Source organism: Bacillus sp. FG16, from assembly GCF_057809515.1.
In genome coordinates this window covers 24,891-48,986 of record NZ_JBMDKC010000002.1, presented here as the reverse complement: position 1 = coordinate 48,986, position 24,096 = coordinate 24,891, and the positions used below count along the sequence as shown (strand labels likewise).

The window sequence follows — 24,096 nt, the reverse complement described above, 5'->3', positions numbered from 1 at the left end:
CACCGAATAAGGTGGCATTTTCTTTTATTCATTAACGAATAGCTTTTCGTTTACTATTTTAGTGACTACCACTACCAACATTAAAATGCATATTAAATATAGCATTTTCGCAATAAACAACCACCCTTGAAACATTACAATTCCATCTATTATCTCATTTCCTTTCCATAACAAAAACGGAATTGTGCTGATTATAATGACAAATTCGATGCTGAAAACAATTTTCTTTTTGGGGCTATATGCTTTCCATTCATTCCAGCGATACATAGGAGCAAAAATCAATACTCCTATACATAATATAACTGGTACCCATTCACTGTTAAGAAATTGTCCTGAAATAACTGATAATAGTAAACAAACTAGCACACCATAATATCCTATTTTTTCTCTCATTCGTACTCCCCCATTCTACTTCTCCTTTAATATGTAACTTGCTATACTTATAACAATTCTTAGAAAAATAACAACTATAATTACAAGATAAAGACCGTTTGCAGAAGACATCCATTCTTGAAAAATAGACATTTTCTCCATTTGTTTCTGACCCTCTATTAAAATAACCCCTGCGAACAATGAGCAAACAACGATGATACCTATCATAATTCCAATGCTTTTCTTATTATGTTGTTTCATGTCATCCCATCGGTATAACAGTATAAAAACAAACCCAAAAGGAGGGATGATACTTATCCATTCATTGTTTGTAAATAGATTTAAAATAATTAATAGACTACAAGAAATAATAAATCCCCAAAAACCAATTTTTTGCACATACGCCCTCCTCTAATTCCATTTTTAGGATTAATTGTATTGTATCATCCATTTTTATTCTTACCATTACAGTACATGAAATTTCACTTCTTTCTGTTTCTTATACTCACATACTTTCCCTACTTTCATACAATAAACTACACGATTGCCTAAGGATGTGAATGTTATGGGAGTTGAATTAACTCTGTTGCACGCTCTCTATATTCTTTGTTTACTCACTATTATTACCTTTTTTATTCTCCGGAAAGATACGACGATTATTTGTATCGTTTTCATCTTTTTATTAGCATTAACCGCTACAAGCTCTATCCCTCTTGCTATTAGCAATATTTTCCAAAGTTTCATTTACGCCATCACTGAGCTATTACCAACTATATTAATCATCTCCATTATCGTATCAATGAGCAATCTACTCGTTCATACCGGCATAAATGATACGATGATTTCACCATTTACAAAGATGATTCGTACACCTACCCTCGCCTACTGGATTATCGGCCTTTTGATGATGACAATTTCTTTCTTCTTTTGGCCTTCTCCCGCTGTCGCCTTAATGGGAGCTATTTTATTACCGGTTGCTGTACGCGTCGGTCTCCCCCCAATTGGAGTAGCAATTGCTATGAACTTATTCGGTCATGGGATTGCTTTATCCGGCGACTTCGTTATACAAGGCGCACCAAAATTAACCGCAGACGCTGCTGGTCTCCCTGTTTCCAGCGTCGTATCTGCAAGTGTTCCACTCGTTATCGTTATGGGCGTTGTGACAACTTCCGTCGCTTTTTTCTTCTTACGAAAAGAGTTTCATACAGGCTTAGCTATACAAGAATCTATTCTATCAACTGAGTCTTCTAAAACGCTCACTTCATTATCTCCTCGCACAAAGAAATGGCTCGCTATTTGTATCCCTATCGTATATATCATTGATATCCTTTGCATGATTCAATTTCAACTACAAGGAAGCGACGCAACTGCACTTATCGGCGGAACAACTGTTATTATGATTATCATCATTTCTCTCATCGCCTACAAAGGTAATGGACTGAATAAAACGACCGATTATTTCATAGAAGGGCTCCAATTTGGCTTTAAAATTTTCGGACCAGTTATTCCAATTGCTGCACTTTTTTATTTAGGAGATAGCGGCTTTGCGAAAATTATCGGGGACTATTTACCGAAAGGTTCACACGGAATCATTAACGACTTAGGAATCGACTTATCTCAAACTGTTCCTTTAAATCAATATGTATCGGCAGGGACATTAACCATCGTTGGTGTCATTACCGGCTTAGATGGATCAGGTTTTTCAGGTATATCACTTGCTGGTTCCATTGCCAATCTTTTTGGAACAGCACTTGGTCACGGAACAGCTACATTAACAGCACTCGGGCAAATTGCAGCTATATGGACCGGGGGCGGGACGTTAATTCCTTGGGCACTTATTCCTGCTGCTGCGATTTGTAAAGTCGATCCATTTGAACTTGCACGCCGAAACTTTTTACCGGTTGTTATCGGTTTAATTGTCACCACAATCGTTGCGATGTTTATCCTATAACGTAAGCAAGTGTTCTCTTGCTTACGTTTTTTGCTTGTAAAATTCATCATGAATTATCAGTTTTCAAGAGGGATTCGTTATTACTTAGCGAAGTTATATTAGGAGAGTAATTATTTCAAAACGTTTACGAGACACAGATTACCGCAATTAGAAAAGGGGACATACCCATGAATGAATTGATTTTCGTCTTATTAATTTGTCCATTATTTATCTTTATCGTATCTGTTATTGGAACACGTAAAACGAAAACGTATTACGTAATGCCGATTGTAACGTTTGCTAGTTTTTTAATAATAGGTGTTATCGCCTTTACTCCAAAATTTTTCTTTTGGGTTGGCATGTATAGCATCTTCTCATTTATTGTTTCTTATATGACTTTATTGTTTGTAAGAGGATATGAGCTTGCAGAAAGCGCTAAGTAGTTAAGGAGATTGTAATATGATTTTCTTTGATATTGATGGAACTTTACTTGATTACGACACTGCTGAGAAAAATGGTATCTCACATTTCTTCCAAAAATATAGTGATATTTTTTCAGGAAACGAATTAGAGACTATGAAGCTATGGCATGAATTATCCGAGAAATATTTCAACAAATTTTTATCCAAGGAATTATCTTTTCAAGAACAACAAGGGATGCGAATGCATCATTTATTTAAAGCATATGGGGTAAACTTATCACTCTGGGAATCTCAGCACAGATTCAAACAATATATGGAACTATATAAGAACAACTGGACCGCGTTTGAAGATGTACACTATACATTACAGACCTTGCAGCAAGGCGGTCACTCATTAGGTATCATTAGTAATGGTGACTATAAACAACAAGTCGAAAAATTAACTGCCCTAAACATTTTAAAACATTTCAAATATATATTTACTTCTAGTGAACTTGGTATATCGAAACCAGATCCTGAAATTTTTCACAGAGCCGTATTACAATTGAATCTTGAAATGAAAGATTGCTATTATATTGGCGATTGATTAGAGACTGATGCGATTAGTAGTACAGCAGCTGGGATGCAAGGGATATGGTTAAATCGAGATAACTCACAACTCAAGTACGATATTCCTACTATCTGTTCTTTACATGAAGTTTTAACAATAATATAAAAAGACGACCGCGTTCCCCCGCGGTCGTTTTTTTCATGTTACGCTGTGATCCAAGCTTCGTTAGCTGGATTTTTACGCCACTCTTGTAATTTTTTCGTTTCAGCTTGTCCGATCATACCTTTTTCTGCTGCAACTTCAGTTAATGCACTGTAATCACTTAAAGAATATGATGCTTCGTTAGCTGCTTCTAGCTTTTCTTTTCCTGCTTCTAGCTCGTATGTGAAGATTGATACGATTCCTAATACTTCACAGCCAGCTTCGCGAAGTGCTTCTACACATGTAATTGCACTTCCGCCAGTTGAAATTAAGTCTTCTACTACTACAACTTTTTGACCTTTTTCAGCTTTTCCTTCAATTTGATTCCCTTTACCGTGGCCTTTTGCCTTACTACGTACGTAGCACATTGGTAAATCCATACGATCGCTTACCCATGCAGCGTGCGCAATACCAGCAGTTGCTGTTCCTGCAATAACTTCTACAGTTGGGAAGTGCTCTTTAATTAACTCTTCTAATCCAGCTGCAATCGCTTGACGTACTTTTGGATAAGATAAAGTTAAACGGTTATCACAATAAATTGGTGATTTCATACCTGAAGACCATGTGAATGGATCATTCGGTTGTAAAAATACTGCTCCAATTTCTAATAAATGCGATGCGATTTCTTTTTTCATACTGTTACACCTTCCCACTGTTGTTTTACTGTTTTATACGCTTCAAGCGGATTTTCTGCTTTTGTAATACTACGTCCAACTACGATGTAGCTTGAGCCAAGTTCCCTCGCACGTTTCGGTGTTGCTACGCGCACCTGGTCATTTACATCATCGCTTGCAAGACGAATCCCCGGTGTTACTGTTACAAATTCATTTCCGCATACTTCACGTAATTTTGGAACTTCAAGCGTTGAGCAAACAACGCCATCAAGTCCACTTTCTTTCGTTAGTTTTGCATAATGAGCAACCGCTTCTTCTAACGTCTTCTCAATGCCGATCTCTTTTTTCATCATAGCTTCCGAAGTGCTTGTTAGTTGTGTAACTGCAATACAAATCGGTCTCTCTTTTCCTTCTTGCTTACCTTCCTCTAATCCCTCAATCGCAGCTTTCATCATGCTGCTTCCCCCAGCAGCATGAACATTTACCATATCAACATCTAGACTAGCTAGGCTACGCATAGCGCTTTTTACTGTATTCGGAATATCATGAAGTTTTAAATCTAGAAAAATCTTATGTCCTTTTTCTTTTAAGTACGTAATAATTGCAGGGCCTTCTTTGTAAAATAACTCCATACCAACTTTGACAAATAACTCTTCCCCTTCAAAGTGGCGCAAGAATTGTTCTACATCTTGTTTCCCTGGAAAATCTAGTGCAACGATTAACGACTGTGACATGTTTGCTTCCAGCTCCTTCCTTGACATTCCGAAATGTGATCAAATCCTAATTCATCTAGTAATGCTGGTAACTCTTCAATAATTGTCGGACATACGAACGGATCGATAAAGTTCGCTGTACCTACTGCAACTGCGCTTGCGCCAGCGTAGAAGAATTCAATTACATCTTCCGCTGTTTCAATACCACCCATTCCGATAATTGGAATGTTAACCGCTTGGCTTACTTCATGTACCATACGAATTGCTACTGGCTTAATCGCAGGACCTGATAATCCACCTGTACGGTTTGCTAAAATTGGTTTAGCTGTTTTTAAATCTAGACGCATACCAAGCAATGTATTAATCATCGTTAAACCATCTGCACCTGCATTTTCAATCGCTTTTGCAATTTCCACTATGTTTGCCACGTTCGGTGACAACTTCACGTATACAGGTACTTCAGAAACCTCTTTTACTCGCTTCGTTAAATCAGCAGCAATTTCAGGATTTGTACCAAAGGCGATACCACCTGTTTTTACGTTCGGACAAGAAATATTTAATTCTAGTGCATGGACATTAGGCGCTTTAGAAATTTCCTTTGCAACCGCTACGTAATCCTCAGCTTGTGAGCCTGCAACGTTCGCAATGATTGGAAGGTCAAATTGTTCTAACCATGGTAATTCAGAATTCATTACTTTTTCTAACCCTGGGTTTTGAAGTCCGATTGCATTTAACATGCCGCCTGGTGTTTCAGCAACACGAGGCGTTGGATTTCCATAACGTGGTTGTTCTGTCGTCGCTTTAATCATGATTGATCCTAGTACACTTAAATCGTAAAACTGTGCATATTCACGACCAAATCCAAAGCATCCAGATGCCGGTATAATTGGATTTTTTAATGATAATCCTGGTAATTCAACTTGCAATCTGTTCATAGTACAACCTCCCCGATTGGAAATACTGGTCCGTCGCTACACACCTTCTTGTAAGAATGTCCACTTGGATCTTCTTGTAAATGGCATACACATGCGAAACAAGCTCCAATACCGCAGCCCATACGCTCTTCTAATGAAATATAGGCTTTTTTCTCTTTGTAACGTCCTTCTAATGCACGAAGCATCGCTAACGGACCACATGAATAAAGAATGTCAAAGTCAATTCCGTAATTATCAATTACATCTGTGACAAATCCTTTTGTACCGTGTGTACCGTCTACTGTCGCAACGTACGTATCACCAAGTTCTGCAAATTTTTCTTCATAGAAAACTACATCTTTCGTTTGAAAACCTAAGATGTGAATTACACGTACACCTTTTGCAACGAGGCGCTGTGATAGTTCATAAAGTGGTGGTACACCAATTCCCCCGCCTACTAATAAAGCTGTTTGACCAGCTTCTGCTTCTTCTACAGGAAAACCGTGTCCTAATGGTCCTAGTACATCTACCATTTCACCTTGTTTTCTAGTTGCTAATGTTTTTGTCCCTTGTCCTTCGGCACGATATAGCATTGTAAATTCGTTCTTCTCTTGATCTATATTACAAATACTAATTGGGCGGCGCAGAAGGGGCGCAATGCCCTCTGCTACCTTAATGTGTACAAACTGCCCTGGTTCGTTCATTTGCTGTACTAACGTTCCTTGAAGCACTAATTCGTAAATGTTTTTTGCGATTTCTTTTTGGTTAACGACGATCATATTTTGCTTTTGCATCATGCATGTACCACCTCGTGACGCTTTGTTTGCGTAATTTCTTTCATTGAATGAGCTGAGAATGTCATAGATTCTAATACTCGTAAGATTGCTCTCGTTGTATCAAGTGATGTTAAGCAAGCCACACCATTTTCTACTGATTCACGGCGAATGCGGAAACCATCACGCGCTGGTTGTTTGCCTTTTGTTAATGTATTGATTACAAACTGTGCTTTTCCTTGACGGATAATATCAAGTAAGTTATAGTCTTCAGAATCAATTTTGTTTACCACTTGCACTGGAATATTTTGCTCTGCTAACGATTGTGCTGTTCCAGCTGTTGCTAATAAGTTATAACCAATTTCGTGGAAACGTTTTGCAATTTCCATTGCCTCTTCTTTATCTTTATCCGCTACAGTAATGATTACTGATCCGTGCGTTGGGATGTTAATTCCAGAAGCAACTAATCCTTTATATAATGCTTTTTCAAGCGTTAAGTCTTTACCCATTACTTCCCCTGTTGACTTCATTTCAGGTCCTAATGTTGTATCAACTGAGCGTAGTTTCGCGAACGAGAATACCGGTGCTTTTACATATACTTCTTTCTCTTCTGGGTGATAGCCAGTTCCGTATCCTTGCTCTACTAGGTCTTGACCTAAAATAACTTTCGTTGCAACATTCGCCATCGGTACGCCCGTAATTTTACTTAAGAACGGTACTGTACGACTCGCACGTGGGTTTACTTCAATTACGTACACTTGATCTTTGAATACTACAAACTGGATATTTAGTAATCCAACAATGTTTAAACCTTTTCCAAGTGCAATTGTATGTTCAATGATTTGTTCTTTTAGTTTTTCAGATAAGCTTTGTGGTGGGTATACTCCAATTGAGTCACCAGAGTGAACTCCAGCGCGTTCAATATGTTCCATAATACCTGGAATGAATACATTCTCACCGTCTGAAATTGCATCTACTTCAATTTCTTTACCTACCATGTAACGGTCGATTAATACAGGATGCTCTGCATGAACTTTAACTGCATTTTTCATGTAGTGCAGTAGTTCTTCTTGACGATATACGATTTCCATCGCACGTCCACCTAGTACGTAAGATGGTCTTACTAATACTGGGTAACCAATTTCTTCAGCAATTGCTACCGCTTGTTCTACAGTTGTTGCTGTTTTACCAACTGGTTGCGGGATACCTAATTGTGTTAATGCAGCTTCGAATTTATCTCGATCTTCTGCACGGTCTAAATCTTCAAGTGATGTTCCTAGAATTTTCACACCGTGTTCTTCTAATTTCGCCGCTAAGTTAATTGCCGTTTGTCCACCGAACTGAACGATAACACCTTCTGGCTTTTCTAAATCAATGATGTGCATTACATCTTCGATTGTTAATGGTTCAAAGTATAATTTGTCAGAAATACTGAAGTCTGTTGAAACTGTTTCTGGATTGTTATTAACAATGATTGCCTCATATCCAGCTTCTTTAATCGCCCATACAGAGTGAACTGTTGCATAGTCAAACTCAACACCTTGACCGATACGGATTGGTCCAGACCCTAGTACAACCACACTCTTACGATCTGTTATAACCGATTCATTCTCGTCACCATATGTGCTGTAGTAGTAAGGTGTTGCAGATTCAAACTCTGCCGCACAAGTATCTACCATTTTATAAACAGGAGTCATATTGTTTTCTTTACGCATATCGTAAATTTCACGCTCTGTTTTGTTCCAAGCAGCTGCAATGTAGTGATCACTGAAGCCCATTTCTTTCGCAGCTTGTAGTACTTCCATATTTCCTACATTCGCTTTTACTTCGCGTTCCATGTTTACGATGTTTTCAACTTTTTGTAAGAAGAAGAAGTCCATTTCACACCATTCGTTAATTTCTTCTTTCGTTACACCTTGACGAATTGCTTCTGCTACAATAAACAGTCGCTCGTCATCTGCTTTAATGATGCGTTTTTTCATTGTTTCTTTATCAAGTTCTTTTAAATGGTCTAATTCTAAGTGATAAACACCAAGTTCTAAAGAACGAACTGCCTTTAATAACGATTGTTCTAAGTTACGTCCGATTGACATAACCTCACCAGTTGCCTTCATCTGTGTTCCAAGCGTTCTGTTCGCTGATTCAAACTTATCAAATGGCCAACGTGGAATTTTTGAAACGACATAGTCTAATGCTGGCTCGAAGCAAGCGTATGTTTTTTGCGTTACTGGGTTTATAATTTCATCTAATGTTAAGCCAACTGCAATTTTCGCTGCTAATTTTGCAATTGGATAGCCAGTTGCTTTAGATGCTAGTGCAGATGAACGACTTACACGTGGGTTCACTTCGATTACATAGTATTGGAAGCTATGTGGATCTAGTGCAAGCTGAACGTTACATCCACCTTCAATTCCTAGTGCACGAATAATTCGTAATGAAGTGTTACGTAACATTTGGTATTCACGGTCACTTAATGTTTGGCTCGGTGCTACAACGATTGAATCACCTGTGTGAACCCCAACTGGATCGATATTTTCCATATTACATACTACAATCGCGTTATCATTCGAATCACGCATTACTTCATATTCAATTTCCTTACAACCGGCAATGCTCTTTTCTAATAAACATTGTGTTACTGGACTATGTTTCAATCCGCCTGATACGATTTCAATTAGTTCTTCTTCATTACTACAGATTCCACCACCTGTTCCTCCCATTGTAAATGCTGGGCGAACAATAACTGGATAACCAATTTCTTTTACAAATTCATGTGCTTCTTCCAGCGTATGAATAATCGTGCTAGATGGAATTGGTTCATTTAAATCCTGCATTAATGTACGGAATAAATCACGATCCTCCGCTTGCTCGATTGCTGATAATTTTGTTCCTAAAATTTCAACTCCACACTCTTCAAGTATGCCTGATTTCGCAAGTTCAACAGCCATATTTAAGCCTGTTTGACCACCTAATGTTGGTAAGATTGCATCTGGACGTTCTTTACGAATAATGCGGCTTACGAATTCTAATGTTAATGGCTCGATATATACTTTATCTGCTGTTGCAGTATCTGTCATAATTGTTGCTGGGTTAGAGTTAACAAGGATTACTTTGTAACCTTCTTCTCTAAGAGATTGACAAGCTTGTGTACCAGAGTAATCAAACTCTGCTGCTTGCCCAATTACAATTGGTCCTGATCCGATTACTAAAATTGTGTTAATGTCTAGGCGTTTTGGCATAACTCTTCCCCTTCTTTCTTGAAGTTTTCGATCATTGCTAAGAAATCTTCGAATAAATCATTTGCATCTTCTGGTCCTGCAGAAGCTTCTGGATGGTATTGTACTGTAAATGCTGGGAACTTCGTATGACAAAGACCTTCTACTGTTCCATCGTTTAAAGCAACATGTGTAATTTCAAGGTCTGTATTTTCAACTGATTCTTCTTCTACTGCGTAACCATGGTTTTGAGATGTAATTGCTACTTTTCCAGTTGCAAGATTTTTTACTGGATGATTTAAACCACGGTGACCAAATTTCAACTTACTTGTATTTGCACCTGATGCTAGAGCGAATAACTGATGTCCTAGGCAAATTCCGAATAAAGGAACTTTACCGATAATGTCTTTTAACATTTCAATTGCTTCTGGTACATCTTTCGGGTCTCCAGGTCCATTACTTAACATAATTCCATCTGGACTAAGGCGTAAAATCTCTTCTGCTGTTGTGTTGTAAGGAACTACAATTACATCACAGTCACGCTTATTTAATTCTCGTAAAATACCATGTTTCATACCGAAGTCTACTAGTACAACTCGGTGGCCACGACCTGGGCTTGGGTATGGATCTTTCGTTGATACGCGTTTTACATGATCTGTAAATACTGTCGCTTTTAATTGGCTCACAATGTACTCTACATCTGCCTCCATGTTACAAAGGCGTCCGCGTAATGTACCGTATTGACGAATTTTTCTCGTTAATTTTCTCGTATCAATTCCTGCTAATCCTGGGATGTTTCTTTCTTTTAAGTAATCATTTAACGAAATTTCATTACGGAAATTTGATGGGTGATCACAAATTTCGTTTACGATTAAACCATTTACAGATGGGTGAATCGATTCAAAATCGTCACGGTTAATGCCGTAGTTTCCGATTAATGGGTACGTGAATGTTACGATTTGACCGCAATATGATGGATCAGATAATGTTTCTTGATATCCAGTCATTCCTGTTGTAAATACAACCTCACCTGACTTTTCGATTTCGCCTCCGAAACCTGTTCCAATTAATACTGTTCCATCTTCTAAGATAAGTTGTCTTTTCATACTAATGCACTCTCCTTTTGCCATGCGATCTTACCACCAACGATTGTCATTACCGGCCATCCTTGGCATTTCCAACCTGCGAATGGTGTATTTTTTCCTTTTGATAAGAATGTTGTTGGATCAATCTCTTCTTCTTGTTCTAAATCAATGATTGTAATATCAGCTGCTCTACCTTCTTTTAGGCGACCTGCTTCTAAGCCGAATGTATCAGCTGGCTTTTCTGTTAAGAATTGAATTAACTGTTCTAGCGTAATAACTCCCTTTTTCACAAGGTTTGTGTATAGAAGCGGGAATGCTGTTTCAAAACCAGTAATTCCGAATGGTGCTCTTTCAATTCCTTGTGCTTTCTCTTCCGCTGTATGCGGTGCATGGTCAGTTGCAATCATATCGATTGTTCCATCTAATAAACCTTCAATTAATGCTGCATGGTCTTCTTTCCCACGAAGCGGTGGGTTCATTTTAAAATTAGGATCAGCTGATGGGATATCATCTTCACATAATACTAAGTGATGCGGTGTTACTTCTGCTGTTACTTTAATTCCAGCGCGTTTCGCATCACGGATTACACGTACAGAACCTTTCGTACTTACGTGACATACGTGATAGTGACAATCTGCTGCTTCAGCAAGCAATATATCCCTTGCAATATGTACAGATTCACATACTGATGGGATACCGTTTAATCCGTGTTTCTCAGAAAACTTCCCTTCATGTACACAACCTTTATTAATAAGCGTATTCTCTTCACAGTGCGCAACTACTGCCATATTTAATTTTGCTGCACGTTTCATAGCCGCTAACATCATGCTCGCATCTTGTACGCCTACGCCGTCATCTGTGAAAGCAAATGCTCCAAGTTCTTTTAATGTTTCGAAATCTGTCATTTCAGAACCAGCTTGACGTACTGTAATTGCTCCGTATGGTAGTACGTTAACATGAGCTTTTTCTTTAATACGTTTTTGCAAGTCTTCCATATGTTCCCTGCAATCTGGTACTGGGCGTGTATTTGGCATTGCGCAAATTGTAGTGAATCCACCTTTTGCCGCTGCTAGTGTACCTGTTTCAATTGTTTCTTTATGTTCACCACCTGGCTCACGAAGATGTACGTGTACATCTACTAATCCAGGTGCGATTAACTTTCCGTTCACATCGATTACTTCAGCATTATCTGCCGTAATATTTTCTGCTACCTTAGCGATTTTACCGTCTTGTACGAGAAGATCTGTTGCTACGATTTTTCCTTCTTCATTCATATAACGACCATTTTTAAACAAATAATTCATGTTTCATTCCTCCTAATACATTTGGTAAGGCGCGTTTTAGTACAGCCATTCTTACGTAAACTCCATTTTCCATTTGTTTAAATATGCGTGAACGCTCACACTCAACAAGTTCACTTGCAATTTCAACATCACGGTTTACTGGAGCTGGATGCATAATAATGCTTCCTTCTTTCATACGTTTTTCTCTTTCCACTGTTAATCCATGTTTCTCATGATACTCTTTCATAATGTCTGTTTCATAATGATCATGACGTTCATGTTGTACACGCAGTAACATCAATACATCCACTTCTGGAACAAGTTCATCTAATGGTTTGTATGTTCCAAATGTGTTGTCTTCATCTTTCCACTCTTCTGGACTTGCAAAGTAAATTGTTGCACCAAGCTTCGTTAATGCTTCTGCATTAGAACGTGCTACTCGGCTATGACGAACATCTCCTACTATTGCAATCTTCAAACCTTCAAATCTTCCAAACTCTTGTTGAATTGTAAGAAGGTCGAGTAGGCACTGCGTTGGGTGGTTTCCACATCCATCTCCAGCATTTAAGATCGGGATATTCACCTGATCTTTTAGTTCATCGAAGTAGCGATCTTGCTCATGGCGGATGACCACTGCTTTTGTTCCGATTGATTCCAGTGTTCTTATCGTGTCGTATAAAGTTTCTCCTTTTTGTACGCTAGATGCATCAGCTGAAAAGTTTAAAACATCTAGTCCTAATCTCTTCTCAGCAACTTCAAAGCTAAATCTCGTTCTCGTACTATTCTCAAAGAACAAGTTTGCAACAAAAGTTTGCTCTGTCGTTTTGCTCTCTTTTCCATTCGCAAAATCTTCTGCGTCTTTTAGGATTTCTGAAATTTCTACTTCCGATAATTCACTCATCGTTAACAAATGGCTCATCGTCATCCCTCATCTTTCTGATTTTTATGTTACCACTTTTGTATATTTATAACAACCTTTGTATAAAAATACCCTAGTCATGTAAGACTAGGGTGCAAGGAAGAAGCCACCCTTTTCTGTCTCACAGGACTGAATTAAAAGGTTATTATTATGAAGCAATCTGCTTAGGTTGTTTTATTTGTTTCGTTTCCGGTAGTAGTAGATTTAACAGTACACCTACAATTGCTGCTAGTGCCATTCCTTCTACTTGGAACGATTCCCCTACGTGAAGTACCGCTCCACCAATACCGATTACTAGTATTACTGATGCAATCATTAAGTTTCGTTTGTCACTTAAATCTGTTTTATCATCTACCATCATGCGTAATCCGCTTGATGCAATTACACCGAATAGTAAGATTGATACACCACCCATAACTGGTGTTGGGATCGAATGTATCAGTGCAGAAACCTTACCGATAAATCCGAACATGATTGCGAACACTGCTGAACCGATGAATAAGTATACACTGTATGCTCTCGTAATTGCTAGCACACCGATGTTTTCACCATACGTTGTATTCGGTGGTCCACCGATAAGTGATGCGATTAATGTTGCTACTCCATCACCGAAGATTGAACGGTGTAAACCTGGTTTTTCAATTAAATCTCTTTTAATAACATTTCCTAGTACAATTTGATGTCCGATATGTTCTGATATTGTTACTAGTGCAACTGGTACCATCAAGAGTACAATCTTCCATGAAAACTCTGGTGTGTATGTTACAAATGGTACTGTGAAATCTGGTACAACAAACCATTTCGCCTCAGCTACCGGCTTTAAGTCGACTAGCCCTTGGAAGTAAGCGAAGATATATCCGCCGATAATGCCAAGTAACACTGGTATGATACTGAAAAATCCTCTTCCGAATATCGAGCAGATAATTGTAATTGCTAATGTTACTAATGCTACTGAAAAGTGTGTAAAGCTATATTTGCCATCCGCACCGTTCATCGCCATGTTAACTGCTGTATGTGCTAAAGCTAGACCGATTACCATTACTACTGGACCAACTACGATTGGTGGTAGTAATTTCATAATCCACTCTGATCCTGATTTCTTAATTCCGAGTGAGATTAAGATGTACACAAGCCCTGCTAGCAAACCGCCAAGCATTGCTGCTCCCGGTCCACCTGCCGTTTTCGCTGTTATAATCGGTGCGATAAAGGCGAATGATGATCCTAGATAGGCAGGTACTTGACCTTTCGTTATAAGAAGAAACGCTAGCGTTCCTAATCCACTTGATATTAATGCTACTGATGGATTCAATCCTGTTAAAAACGGAACAAGCACTGTTGATCCAAACATCGCGAACAAATGTTGTATACTTAAAAATAACCATTTTCCCGGTTTCGGTACTTCATTAACGTCTAACACTGGCTTTTGTTCCATTGTTACATCCTCCTTCAGTTTAAATCTTTGCAATAAAAAAACTCTTTGTGCCTGTGCACAAAGAGTCCTACACTTTCGTATGCCAAATTTGACATATGAAAGCCAAGACCCTTTGGCAGCCTCACAGGACTACATTTAAAAGGGCTTTACTCATCGTATATGCTTACTCGATCTTGTTGATCTGTCTCTTGCAAATCAACTTCGATACGCTCTTCACTTGATGTTGGAATGTTTTTTCCTACATAATCAGCGCGAATTGGTAGTTCACGATGACCTCTATCAACAAGAACCGCTAGTTGGATTTGAGATGGTCTACCTAAATCCATAAGAGCATCCATTGCTGCTCGAACTGTTCTTCCTGTATATAATACGTCATCCACAAGGATAACTTTTTTCTTCGTAATATCTACAGGGATATCAGAACCTTTTACAAGTGGTTCTTTATTTTTCGATTGTAGTGTTAAATCATCACGATATAACGTAATGTCTAACTCTCCAACTTCCATTTCTTTTCCTTCAATTTGACCAATTCGTTCTGCCAAACGTTGTGCAATAAAAATTCCACGAGTTTTAATTCCGACAAGAACACAATTATCGACACCTTTATTTCGTTCCACGATTTCATGACTAATTCGTGTTAAAGCGCGGCGAATCATTTGGTCATCTAAAACGACAGCTTTCTCTTGCATGCTCTACACCTCCAAGCTTTTTTTCTTGCGTGAGAGTAATGGTATAAAAAAAGTCCTCTCAGCGTGTGCGAGAGGACTTTTGAAAAAAGGGTACAGCATACCCTAAGTATTTCAAACCGTTACCTTCTCAACCTCACGGGGCTGTGTTAAAGGATCATTATTTAACTGTTGTCAGTATCTCAGTTTTCTTATGATTTGTCAATACTATTTCCGTAAAATATTTAATGCTTCTTCAAATACTTCTGGAATCGGTGCCTCAAACTGAATATATTCACCAGTACGAGGATGATCAAAGCCTAAAATACCCGCATGAAGTGCTTGCCCATTCATATCTAACGTTTTCTTCGGACCATACTTCGGATCTCCCGCAAGTGGATAGCCAATATATTTCATATGAACACGAATCTGGTGCGTACGTCCCGTTTCTAAGCGACATTCTACAAGTGTAAAGTCTTTAAAACGATCTAACACTTGGAAGTGCGTAACAGCGTTTTTACCATTTTCATCAACTGTCATACTTTGACGCTCTTTCTTATCACGAGCAATCGGAGCATCTATCGTTCCCTTATCATGCGGAATCACACCGTGTACAATCGCTTTGTAACGTCTCGTTACTGTTTTGGCTACAAGCTGATTTACAAGCGATTCATGTGCCATATCATTCTTAGCAACCATTAATAATCCAGATGTATCTTTATCAATACGATGCACGATACCCGGACGCATTACACCGTTAATGCCTGATAGATCTGTACAATGGTGCATAAGGCCGTTTACAAGTGTACCACTTGTATGCCCTGGTGCTGGATGTACAACCATACCGCGTGGTTTATTTACAACAAGCACATCTGCATCTTCATAATAAATTTCTAAATTTAAATCCTCTGGTTGAATATCTAACTCTTCCGGCTCAGGAATCGTTACTGTAATTTCATCTTCTTCTTTTACTTTATAATTCACTTTTACTGCTTTCCCGTTTACCGTCACAACATCATCTTTAATCCATTGCTGTACTTGTGAACGTGACCATTCGTTATTTATTCCTGCAACGAATTTATCAATTCGCTCATTTTTTTGCTCTTCTGCAACTGTTACTTGTACTACTTCACTCATTCAATTACTCCTTCGCTTTCTTGCCTTCTAATAATGTTTGAATAATAATTAATACAACACCAATACATAATGCTGAATCAGCTATATTGAATACTGGATAGTTGTACGAGAAAATATACACGTGAATGAAATCCACTACTTCTTGTCTAAATACACGATCAATAAAGTTACCAATTGCCCCGCCCAAAATTAGGCCTAACGAAATACCTAGAAGCTTGTCTGTTTTCGCATACTTTTTCATATAAAATACGATAAACACTACAAAAACAACTGTAATAATGTAGAAGAACCACATTTTATTTTCTAAAATACCCCAAGCAGCGCCTCTATTTCGATGTGATGTTATGTATAATACATTGTCGATAATCGGAATACTCGTACCCAATTCCATGTTCTTTACAATTAACCACTTCGATATTTGATCGATAGCAATGACAAATAACGCTATTACATAATATATCATTTTCATTTCCCCCACAAAGACAGTGTACCTCAAAATTTTAGCATAGCTGCTACCTTTTCACAATGAACCTTTATAGAAGAATAAAATAAATTAAAAAAAGGTAATATAATATCGTTGTGCGTATTCATACATTTACCTTTTCATAGAAGAATTCATGAATCGTACGGGCAGTCGGCATTGTCTTCATTTGCTTTGTCGAAATTAATCTCCCCGTCTCTTCACAAATACCATACATGTCTATTTCCATTTTAAATAATGCGCGTTCTACATCCTTTAAATCCTCTTTTATATCATGTAATAGCAATTTTTTCTTTATCTCTTCCTTAATTTCATATCCAAGCTCTTGGCTGAACTCGACATCATATTTGTGCATTACTTCTTTAGCTAGTCTCTCTTGCAACTCTTTTCTCATCAATTGCAATTCTTCTTTTATTTCCATGTAAATTTCATTCACGTGTACATTCCTCCTAGCTGTAATGTACAGTTAGTGTGTCCGAAATTTATTTGCTTACCTCACACACATTTTTCCTTCACAGGAAAGAGCCTGAAAGTTATTTTGATATATCATCAAAATAAAAAAACTGACTGCATGAATAGCAGTCAGTTTTTTTATTATTTTACATAGTTTTCTTTAACAACTGTTGCACAACGCTCACATAATGTTTCATGTTCAGCATCTTTACCAATTGTTTCTGAAACTACCCAACAACGTTCACATGTTTCACCAGTTGCTTGAGCAACAACAACCGCTGTATGTTCATACTTCGGTGCATCTGCTGGCGCTTCTTCCATCATACCACCAAGTTTATACTCAGAAACGATGAATAATTGCTTTAAGTCTTCGCTAATAGACTCTAACATAGCTTTCATTTCTGCAGTTGGATATAGCGTAATGCTTGCATTTAATGACTTACCGATTACTTTTTCATTACGAGCTACTTCTAGTGCTTTTAACACGTCATCACGTAATGTCATAAATGCATCCCATTTTGTTTTTAATGCTTCCGCGTCATCTAATTGTACAGCTTCTGGCATATCAGTTAATTGTACACTTTCTTCTGTTACGCCTGGAATGTATGGCCATACTTCATCAGCTGTATGCGGTAAGATTGGTGTTACAAGTTTCGTTAACGCAACAAGAACATCATATAATACAGTTTGAATTGCACGACGATCTTCGTGGTTTGCACCTTCAATGTATAAAATGTCTTTTGCAAAGTCTAAGTAGAATGAGCTTAAATCAATTGTACAGAAGTTATGAATTGCATGATACACAGCAGCGAAGTCGTATGTCTCATATGCTTCTTTAACTTTTGTAATTAAGTCATTTAATTTCACTAACATGTAACGATCTACTTCACGAAGTTCAGCTACAGCTACTGCATTTTCACTTGGCTTAAAGTCGTCTAAGTTTCCTAATAAGAAACGGAATGTGTTACGGATTTTACGATACACTTCTGCTACTTGTTTTAAAATATCATCTGAAATACGTACGTCAGATTGATAGTCAACAGAAGATACCCATAAGCGTAAAATATCTCCGCCTAATTGATCCATAATTTTCTTCGGTACGACGATGTTTCCAATCGACTTACTCATTTTACGCCCTTCACCATCTAGTACGAAACCGTGACTTAATACGCCTTTATATGGAGCTTTACCTGTTACAGCAACTGCTGTTGATAATGAAGAGTTAAACCAACCACGATACTGGTCAGATCCTTCTAAATATAAATCAGCTGGACGCTGTAAATCTTCGCGCTCTTCTAATACCGCTTGGTGAGAAGAACCTGAATCGAACCATACATCCATGATGTCTGTTTCTTTACGGAATTCGCCATTTGGGCTACCTAGATGTGTAAATCCTTCTGGTAATAGATCTTTCGCTTCACGCTCGAACCATACGTTTGAACCGTGTTCACGGAATAAATCTGCTACATGGTTAATTGTTTCATCCGTAATAATTGGATCACCATTCTCAGCATAGAATACCGGAATTGGCACACCCCATGCACGCTGACGAGAAATACACCAGTCACCACGGTCACGAACCATATTATGAAGACGAGTTTCTCCCCATGCTGGTACCCATTTTGTTTCCGCTACAGCTTCTATTAATTCTTTACGGAATGCTTCAATAGATGCAAACCACTGTGCTGTCGCACGGAAAATAATTGGTTTTTTCGTTCTCCAATCATGTGGGTATGAATGCGTAATGAATGTTAGTTTCAGTAAAGCGCCTACTTCTTCTAATTTTTCTGTAATTGGCTTGTTAGCTTTATCATAGAATAAGCCTTCAAATCCAGGTGCTTCATTTGTTAATACACCTTTATCATCAACTGGGCAAAGTACTTCTAATCCATACTTTTTACCAACAATGAAGTCATCTTCCCCATGTCCTGGTGCTGTATGAACACAACCTGTACCTGCATCTGTTGTTACATGATCTCCTAGCATAACTAATGAATCACGATCGTAGAATGGATGTTTTGCAACTGTGTACTCAAGTTCGCTACCTTTTACTGTCTTCACAACTTCAGCATTTTCCCACTCTAACGTTTTTGCAACTGTCTCAAACAGCTCAGAAGCAATAATATATTTCTCATCATTTACTTTTACAATGCTATATTCAAGCTCTGGGTGAACAGAAATACCTAAGTTTGCAGGTAATGTCCAAGGTGTCGTTGTCCAAATGATGTACTTTTCATCACCTTCTAATACGTTCTTTCCGTCTTTTACAGGGAATGCTACGTAAATAGATGCTGATTTTTTATCTTGGTATTCAATTTCAGCTTCTGCTAAAGCAGATTCACTCGTTGGAGACCAGTAAACTGGTTTTTGACCTTTATAGATATAACCTTTTTTCGCCATGTCACCAAACACTTTAATTTGTTGTGCTTCATAAGCTGGCTCTAAAGTAATATATGGATTATCCCAATCTGCACGTACACCTAGACGCTTAAATTGTTCACGTTGACGTTCTACTTGTTCATATGCATACTCTGCACATAACTTACGGAACTCAGCAACTGTCATTTCTTTACGTTTTACACCTTTATTTGTTAAAGCTTGTTCAATTGGTAAACCGTGCGTATCCCATCCTGGAACATATGGCGCACTAAAACCAGTCATTGATTTATAACGAACAATAAAGTCTTTTAATACTTTATTTAATGCATGTCCCATATGAATGTCACCATTCGCATATGGAGGTCCATCATGCAATACAAATAAAGGACGACCTTTTGTATGTTCTTGTACTTTTTCGTAAATATTCATTTCAGCCCATTTTTCTTGCATTGCAGGCTCACGTTTTGGTAAATTCCCACGCATTGGGAACTCTGTTTTCGGCATCAGTAATGTATTTTTGTACTCCATGCTCAATTCCTCCTTACATGTATAAAAGAAATACTTAAAAAACGGAATAAAAAAGAGACTTTCTCATCCCAAAAAGGGACGAGAAAGTCTCCCGCGGTACCACCCTAGTAGATTTTATACATATGTATAGAATCCTCTTATATTCTTAACGCGAATACACGCCTACGCTTACTCTATTTGTTCAGCGCGGAACTCCAGGGTGATATTCCCACTATCTCCTTATCCTGAGCTTACACCATCCTCAGTTCGCTATATAAGGTTTGAAAAGGTACTTATCCCTATCTTCGTTTTTCTTAATAAATATGTTGTTTAAAATTATATGTAATAATGAGAAAAACGTCAAGCTTACACTGTTTCTTCTTTCTTCAACAGTTCATCTACTTCGTCTTCTAACTCAATTAGTTTATCCCAATCATCGTTGTTTAACATTTCAAGCTGTGTTTCTAATAACATACGGAAACGAGTTCGGAATACTTTCGCTTGTTTCTTTAGCTCTTCAATATCAAAAGCAACTTTTCTTGATTTTACTAATGCTTCGTTAATAATACGATCTGCATTCTTTTCAGCTTCACGCACAATTAATTTCGCTTCTTTTTGCGCATTACGTTTTACTTCTTCCGCTGCTTCTTGTGCAACAACGATAGATTTGTTTAACGTATCTTCAATATTAGAGAAATGATCTAACTTCCCTTCTAACTGCGCAACTTTTTCTTCTAAAGCTTTTTTCTCACGAATGACCAATTCATAATCTTTGATAATTTGATCAAGAAACTCATTTACTTGATCTTCATCATAGCCACGGAATCCGCGACCAAATTCTTTGTTATGAATATCTAATGGTGTTAACGGCACAACGCCACCTCCAAGTAGTTATCTAAATTTCCTCTTTCAATTATATCTTTTCTTCGACAAAATAGGAGGATTTCCTTCTAAAAAACCAATCATTTTAGTATACCATACAAAATTCTCCATTTGTCGCGTTTTGTTCTACCTTCTACAGAAAATAATTTGCTTCGTCCATATCCTCTAACAGAAAAAACATCTCCTGGATAACATTCATAAGAAGTTTGCTCCACTGTTTTCCAATTGACTTTTACTAAACCATTTTTTATGAAAGGTTGTACTTTCTGTCTAGATAAATGTAACATTTCAGCTAACATAACATCTAAACGAAGTGAAGAAACCGTTCCAGATTTCTCCCCCCACGTTTCATGTATCTGTAGAATTTGTTCTCCTTGCACTGACACTAAAGAGACTTTTACTTTCCCTATTGATTGTAAGTTCATCTCAATATACGATACGATTTCTTTCGCAACTACAATTTGGGCACGATTTTCTTGCAGCAAAATATCACCACATTTTTCTCTCGTTAAACCAAGTGACATAAATGTACCTAATATTTGCCTATGTTCTAGCGTATAAAACTTGGAAGGATAGTCAATTTCTAATACTTCTACTTGAAATTCTTCTTCATTTAATTCTAGATAGTCTGGATAAATGAGTGCTCTTTTACGCTCTGCATTAGGCGTTGCACCACCAAATTGCACAGCAACATCTCCTTGTCCAATTACCATAGAAACAATTTGTTGCTGTCTTGGATCAAGGAAGTCTGTTAATTTCACTTGATGGTACTCCGCCGTTCGCTTCCACTCTAGCACTTTATCTACAAAGACCTCTTCATCAGGCCTAAAATGTTCGTAAATGCTCATGTATTTAACCTCTTACTATAAGAAATAGCTGAACAAACTGAACAAACCACTTTTAGCAAGTTTTAACGCAAAAATCGCAACGAGTGGAGAAATATCAATCATACCAAGCGGCGGAATAAATCTGCGGAATGGTTCTAAATACGGTTCACAAATTCGCGCCAAGAACTCTCCAAAAGATGATTCCTTTGCACCAGGAAACCATGATAGGAGAATGTAAATAATCAGTGCCCACGAGTAAATCTCGATAGCAGAACTTAACACCATTAAAACTGTTGTCATGGCGTATTACCACCTCTTTATATTTGTTTCTTCTTCTTCACCGAATAACTCTGAAATTGCACCAACAATATCTACATTTTCAGGTGTACACATAAATGTTTTCGGTCCTATTTTTTGAATGTCCCCGCCTATAGCGTATACAGTACCACTTAAAAAGTCAACGATACGTACCGCTTGATCAGTAGACATTCTCTGCAAATTAATTACAACAGCTCGTCTACCTTTTAAGTGGTCCGCAATCCCTTGTGCTTCCGAATATGTGCGTGGTTCTAATAAAACAACTTTTGAAGATTGTTTTGCTGTTTCAATACTCACAACATTTTGCTTCGGTTGCGCTTTCGGAAACGTAACATCTTGTTGTTCTGGTGGATCTTGCTGCTTTTTCATGTCTGTTTGCTCCTTTTCATAACCATATTGAGCTGCCTCTTTTTCTTCCGGTGTATCAAAAAAGAAGTATTTTACTTTTGACCAACTCATAATAAGATTCTCCTTCCTTTTACGCTTTTCCTACTAAAATCGTTCCCAAACGAATATATGTAGCCCCTTCTTCAATTGCAATCGTGTAATCGTTGGACATTCCCATTGATAATTCTTTACATGGCGCATGTAATAACTCTAGCTCCTGCACCTCTGTTTGTAGCATACGTAATTCCTTAAAACAGCGTCTGATTTCTTCCTCTTCTTCTGTAAATGGAGCCATCGTCATTAGTCCAACCACTTCAATTTTATCGAATTCTTGCAAACTTTGAATAAAAGAAACAACCTCTTCTATTGCCAATCCTTGCTTCGATTCTTCAGATGAGGTTTTCACTTGAATAAAGCATTTCACTTTCTTATCAGCACGTTTCTGAATTTCTTTCGCCAGGGAAAGACGATCTAACGAATGTAAATAATCAATTTCATTAATAATTTCTTTTACTTTTCTCGTTTGTAATGAGCCAATAAAGTGCCAATTAACTTTTGAACCGAAATGCTCATATTTCTGTAAGAAACCTTCATTTCTATTTTCACCTAAATCGATAATTCCAGTTTCAATTACTTCGTTTGTTTTTTCAATCCCTACAGTTTTTGTAACTGCAATAAGTTTAACATCTTGCAACGAACGTCCAGCTCGAGCGCAAGATTCTTTAATAGCTTCGTTTACAATTACTAAATTTTCTTGTACTGTCACTTGCTTCCTTCCTCCTTAAAACCTATGAAACTCAACATTCTTCCTGTCTTACCTTGATCACGACGATGAGAGAAAAATAGTTGCTCTTCACAGCTTGTACAAAGAGATGACATTACAATATGCTCTTCTTTTATGCCTGCTTGTACGCATAATATACGATTAATTTCTTTTAAATTAATTGCGTACTGCCCGTCAGAAATTTTTTGATGAGGAACAGCACCGTTAATTACTTTCTGTGCTGCTGTTAATACACGATCATCCACAACATAACAACAAGATCCGATCGACGGCCCAATTGCAACATGAATTTCATCACTTGAAATACCTTCTGCATTCCACTTTTGAATCATTTCCTTTGCAATCTCTTGTACAGTGCCTTTCCATCCAGCATGCGCAAGTCCTATCATACCATGTGATGGTGCATAAAAATAGAGCGGAACACAATCCGCGTAACAAGACGTTAACAGAACATCTTCATTACTCGTATAAATGCCATCTGTTTTTGAAATGCCGTCCTCATATGAATAGACGCCACTTCCCTTTTCCTGTTGCCCTACTTTTTCAACATGATGATCATGAACTTGTTCAGAGCAAACCCAGTTTTCTAATGGTTTTTGTAACTTATTTGCTAAAATGCGTCTGTTTTCATGAACGTTCTCCACGATATCATTCACATGTAATCCTAAATTCATCGCATGAAAGGAGCCCGTACTTATCCCACCATCTTTTGTCGTAAATCCAGCAGTAATGTTTCCAAGTTCTTTCCACGCTTGTAAATACAGTATACCGTCCACATATTTAAATGGTTCTCTCATAATAAAGCGGCTCCTTTTAATTAAAATAACAGAAAAAGCATGGTACTTCCTGTCTA

The 24,096-nt window shown here is 37.8% G+C and carries 24 protein-coding genes, 1 pseudogene and 1 other annotated feature; of the genes and pseudogenes, 3 read left to right on the top strand and 22 right to left on the bottom strand.

Features of this window, described 5'->3' with window-relative positions; genetic code table 11:
- Nucleotides 1-24: 24 nt before the first annotated feature.
- Both ACODS7_RS01395 and ACODS7_RS01390 read right to left on the bottom strand, forming a co-directional pair.
- Nucleotides 25-393: a YoqO family protein gene (locus ACODS7_RS01395; RefSeq protein ID WP_016080504.1), complete on the bottom strand. Its 369-nt coding sequence runs from the start codon at nucleotides 391-393 to the stop codon at nucleotides 25-27.
- Nucleotides 394-408: 15 nt separating this feature from the next.
- Nucleotides 409-771, bottom strand: coding sequence for a YoqO family protein (locus tag ACODS7_RS01390; RefSeq protein ID WP_029443125.1), 363 nt, complete (start codon nucleotides 769-771; stop codon nucleotides 409-411).
- Between the two features lie 166 nt (nucleotides 772-937).
- Here ACODS7_RS01390 and ACODS7_RS01385 point away from each other — a divergent pair, with 166 nt between their 5' ends.
- The 3 genes and pseudogenes from ACODS7_RS01385 to ACODS7_RS01375 all read left to right on the top strand — a co-directional run bounded on the left by ACODS7_RS01385 (nucleotide 938) and on the right by ACODS7_RS01375 (nucleotide 3,439).
- Nucleotides 938-2,323: a hypothetical protein gene (locus ACODS7_RS01385; protein WP_224980686.1), complete on the top strand. Its 1,386-nt coding sequence runs from the start codon at nucleotides 938-940 to the stop codon at nucleotides 2,321-2,323.
- A 167-nt stretch (nucleotides 2,324-2,490) separates the two neighbouring features.
- Complete coding sequence (locus ACODS7_RS01380; RefSeq protein ID WP_088115001.1) at nucleotides 2,491-2,745, top strand: YbeF family protein; 255 nt, start codon at nucleotides 2,491-2,493, stop codon at nucleotides 2,743-2,745.
- A 16-nt stretch (nucleotides 2,746-2,761) separates the two neighbouring features.
- A pseudogene (locus ACODS7_RS01375) lies at nucleotides 2,762-3,439 on the top strand (HAD family hydrolase).
- 38 nt (nucleotides 3,440-3,477) lie between these two features.
- Here the strand turns inward: ACODS7_RS01375 and pyrE are convergent.
- From pyrE to pgeF, 20 genes are all read right to left on the bottom strand, one after another.
- Nucleotides 3,478-4,110: an orotate phosphoribosyltransferase gene (pyrE, locus tag ACODS7_RS01370; RefSeq protein WP_243168098.1), complete on the bottom strand. Its 633-nt coding sequence runs from the start codon at nucleotides 4,108-4,110 to the stop codon at nucleotides 3,478-3,480.
- The gene (pyrF, locus tag ACODS7_RS01365; RefSeq protein ID WP_000083496.1) at nucleotides 4,107-4,823 is read right to left on the bottom strand and encodes an orotidine-5'-phosphate decarboxylase; all 717 of its coding nucleotides are present in this window, start codon (nucleotides 4,821-4,823) and stop codon (nucleotides 4,107-4,109) included. Before pyrF ends, pyrE begins: the two co-directional genes overlap by 4 nt.
- Nucleotides 4,808-5,737 (bottom strand): dihydroorotate oxidase B catalytic subunit, encoded by a 930-nt coding sequence (gene pyrD / locus ACODS7_RS01360; RefSeq protein ID WP_001081057.1) that lies wholly within the window; start codon nucleotides 5,735-5,737, stop codon nucleotides 4,808-4,810. The genes pyrF and pyrD overlap by 16 nt, the downstream gene beginning before the upstream one ends.
- Nucleotides 5,734-6,513, bottom strand: coding sequence for a dihydroorotate oxidase B electron transfer subunit (pyrK, locus tag ACODS7_RS01355; protein ID WP_243168099.1), 780 nt, complete (start codon nucleotides 6,511-6,513; stop codon nucleotides 5,734-5,736). Before pyrK ends, pyrD begins: the two co-directional genes overlap by 4 nt.
- Nucleotides 6,510-9,728: a carbamoyl-phosphate synthase large subunit gene (gene carB, locus ACODS7_RS01350; RefSeq protein WP_029443130.1), complete on the bottom strand. Its 3,219-nt coding sequence runs from the start codon at nucleotides 9,726-9,728 to the stop codon at nucleotides 6,510-6,512. Before carB ends, pyrK begins: the two co-directional genes overlap by 4 nt.
- Entirely contained in the window at nucleotides 9,713-10,810 is a 1,098-nt protein-coding gene (locus ACODS7_RS01345; protein WP_243168100.1) for a carbamoyl phosphate synthase small subunit, read from the bottom strand. The genes carB and ACODS7_RS01345 overlap by 16 nt, the downstream gene beginning before the upstream one ends.
- The gene (gene pyrC / locus ACODS7_RS01340) at nucleotides 10,807-12,093 is read right to left on the bottom strand and encodes a dihydroorotase (protein ID WP_016080487.1); all 1,287 of its coding nucleotides are present in this window, start codon (nucleotides 12,091-12,093) and stop codon (nucleotides 10,807-10,809) included. The genes ACODS7_RS01345 and pyrC overlap by 4 nt, the downstream gene beginning before the upstream one ends.
- Nucleotides 12,077-12,991: an aspartate carbamoyltransferase gene (gene pyrB / locus ACODS7_RS01335; protein ID WP_243168101.1), complete on the bottom strand. Its 915-nt coding sequence runs from the start codon at nucleotides 12,989-12,991 to the stop codon at nucleotides 12,077-12,079. The genes pyrC and pyrB overlap by 17 nt, the downstream gene beginning before the upstream one ends.
- 148 nt (nucleotides 12,992-13,139) lie before the next feature.
- On the bottom strand, nucleotides 13,140-14,423 hold the full coding sequence (gene uraA, locus ACODS7_RS01330; RefSeq protein ID WP_029443132.1) for a uracil permease: 1,284 nt from the start codon (nucleotides 14,421-14,423) through the stop codon (nucleotides 13,140-13,142).
- Nucleotides 14,424-14,569: 146 nt separating this feature from the next.
- On the bottom strand, nucleotides 14,570-15,112 hold the full coding sequence (pyrR, locus tag ACODS7_RS01325) for a bifunctional pyrimidine operon transcriptional regulator/uracil phosphoribosyltransferase (RefSeq protein ID WP_243168102.1): 543 nt from the start codon (nucleotides 15,110-15,112) through the stop codon (nucleotides 14,570-14,572).
- A gap of 204 nt (nucleotides 15,113-15,316) precedes the next feature.
- Nucleotides 15,317-16,225 carry an RluA family pseudouridine synthase gene (locus ACODS7_RS01320; protein WP_016080485.1) on the bottom strand — a complete coding sequence of 303 codons (909 nt, stop codon included), beginning with the start codon at nucleotides 16,223-16,225 and terminating at the stop codon, nucleotides 15,317-15,319.
- 4 nt (nucleotides 16,226-16,229) lie between these two features.
- Nucleotides 16,230-16,688: a lipoprotein signal peptidase LspA gene (lspA, locus tag ACODS7_RS01315; protein ID WP_000642180.1), complete on the bottom strand. Its 459-nt coding sequence runs from the start codon at nucleotides 16,686-16,688 to the stop codon at nucleotides 16,230-16,232.
- Nucleotides 16,689-16,812: 124 nt separating this feature from the next.
- On the bottom strand, nucleotides 16,813-17,142 hold the full coding sequence (locus ACODS7_RS01310) for a TraR/DksA C4-type zinc finger protein (RefSeq protein ID WP_001002956.1): 330 nt from the start codon (nucleotides 17,140-17,142) through the stop codon (nucleotides 16,813-16,815).
- 158 nt (nucleotides 17,143-17,300) lie between these two features.
- Nucleotides 17,301-20,066 (bottom strand): isoleucine--tRNA ligase, encoded by a 2,766-nt coding sequence (ileS2, locus tag ACODS7_RS01305; protein ID WP_016080483.1) that lies wholly within the window; start codon nucleotides 20,064-20,066, stop codon nucleotides 17,301-17,303.
- A gap of 71 nt (nucleotides 20,067-20,137) precedes the next feature.
- Nucleotides 20,138-20,360: a binding site (T-box leader), on the bottom strand.
- A 51-nt stretch (nucleotides 20,361-20,411) separates the two neighbouring features.
- Entirely contained in the window at nucleotides 20,412-20,918 is a 507-nt protein-coding gene (divIVA, locus tag ACODS7_RS01300) for a septum site-determining protein DivIVA (protein WP_001131611.1), read from the bottom strand.
- Between the two features lie 89 nt (nucleotides 20,919-21,007).
- On the bottom strand, nucleotides 21,008-21,775 hold the full coding sequence (locus tag ACODS7_RS01295; protein ID WP_016080482.1) for a YlmH family RNA-binding protein: 768 nt from the start codon (nucleotides 21,773-21,775) through the stop codon (nucleotides 21,008-21,010).
- 15 nt (nucleotides 21,776-21,790) lie between these two features.
- Nucleotides 21,791-22,054, bottom strand: coding sequence for a YggT family protein (locus ACODS7_RS01290; protein ID WP_000214324.1), 264 nt, complete (start codon nucleotides 22,052-22,054; stop codon nucleotides 21,791-21,793).
- Nucleotides 22,055-22,060: 6 nt separating this feature from the next.
- Nucleotides 22,061-22,531 (bottom strand): cell division protein SepF, encoded by a 471-nt coding sequence (locus tag ACODS7_RS01285; RefSeq protein WP_000119129.1) that lies wholly within the window; start codon nucleotides 22,529-22,531, stop codon nucleotides 22,061-22,063.
- Between the two features lie 19 nt (nucleotides 22,532-22,550).
- Nucleotides 22,551-23,225 (bottom strand): YggS family pyridoxal phosphate-dependent enzyme, encoded by a 675-nt coding sequence (locus ACODS7_RS01280; protein WP_016080481.1) that lies wholly within the window; start codon nucleotides 23,223-23,225, stop codon nucleotides 22,551-22,553.
- Complete coding sequence (gene pgeF, locus ACODS7_RS01275; RefSeq protein ID WP_029443134.1) at nucleotides 23,222-24,040, bottom strand: peptidoglycan editing factor PgeF; 819 nt, start codon at nucleotides 24,038-24,040, stop codon at nucleotides 23,222-23,224. Before pgeF ends, ACODS7_RS01280 begins: the two co-directional genes overlap by 4 nt.
- Nucleotides 24,041-24,096 lie beyond the last annotated feature (56 nt).